Source organism: Priestia sp. BR_2 (assembly GCF_041954005.1).
Lineage (GTDB): Bacteria > Bacillota > Bacilli > Paenibacillales > Paenibacillaceae > Paenibacillus_AQ > Paenibacillus_AQ lautus_A.
This window is the reverse complement of record NZ_JAVFHM010000272.1, coordinates 1-1,342: the sequence shown is the minus strand read 5'-3', so window position 1 is coordinate 1,342 and position 1,342 is coordinate 1. Positions and strand designations below refer to the sequence as shown.

The following is a 1,342-nucleotide window of genomic DNA, read 5'->3' as shown; positions in this document are numbered from 1 at the left end:
GTCCAATAATGAAATACAGCTAATTTTTGAAAAGTATTTTTTCTAAATCGGCAATGCTCCCGTTAATGTATAAACAGCGAGGTATATAAATAGAATTGGCCAAGCATATTTTATATATGTTTTTTGAAAGTCTATAAAGTTTGTTTCGGTCGAAGCAACTAACATATATAGAGCTGGAATAACCGGTGAAATTAAACGAAACGCCTGTCCCACCATAGAAGCTACCGCAGCTTCACCAGCAGAAATTCCATATTGACCCATAACATCTGATATAACTCCGGCTATTCCAAAGTAAAAGGCATCTTGTGGTAAAAATGTAATTGCAGGTGCTGCAATCAACGCGTAAATTGGTGCCATATTTGATCCTAATGATTCTGGAATAATAGCTGTAATAGATGTTGCCAAAGCACTTGACATCCCACTACCTGTTAAAACACCAGAAAAAACGCCAGCAGCCAAGGTTGCCAAAGCTGGTGCTAAAGCATCTGCTGCTAAAGCATCGAGTCGTTCGTTGATAAGACTTGATGACTTATAGTTTACCGTAAGTGCAATTGCTGCACCTATACTAAACAAAACACCACCATGTGCAACATCCATCACAAGCATAACTAAAATAATAAGTGTTAAAATTAAATTAAAAGCATATAGTTTAGGCCTCTTTAATTCAGGGTCTTTTAGACGAATAGCGTTTAACATGCTTTCCATTTGCTCTGGGGAAATGTCTTTAGCAGTTTTAGGATCAAATTTTAAGCGCTTTCTTTCTTTTATACCAATAAAATAAGCCATACAAATTGCAAATACTTCAGCGACTAGCATACCTGGTAATAAATCTGCAAACAATTCACTAATACTTACACCCATTGCTGTGCTTGCAGCAATGGTTGGGCCTCCCCATGGTAACTGATTAAAAATTCCAATAGGCGTAACAATAATTACGGCTAAATAAATTAGCTTAATATTCATTTGTTTATAGAGTTGAAGGAAGGCAGCCACACAAATAATAATAGTTGTAGTAGTATCACCATTCATAGTGACTACTGTCGCAGTTAAAACTGTTGCCATTGTAACTTTTAATGGGTCACCTTTTGCTTTTTTAATAAAGAATTCACACAAAGGATCAAACAAACCGACATTAAGCATTAAACCAAAGTACAACACCGCAAACAAGATAACAATAGCTGGTGAAATAACTCCAGTAGAAACCTTTCCTGTTTCTTCATTTACACTAAATAAAACACCTTCTTTAATCCACTCAAAGAGGTCCAAAAAAGAAGCACCTGTTACAAAGGTTGCAATTGCTCCAAAAACAAATGGAACAATTGTCAATGCTCCGAATACAGAT

1 protein-coding gene is annotated in these 1,342 nt (G+C 35.9%); it reads right to left on the bottom strand.

Annotated features, from left to right (window positions below; genetic code table 11):
- Positions 1 to 42 precede the first annotated feature (42 nt).
- Positions 43 to 1,342: citrate:proton symporter (locus tag RB298_RS20715; RefSeq protein ID WP_486048342.1), on the bottom strand; the 1,300-nt coding region annotated here is incomplete at its 5' end.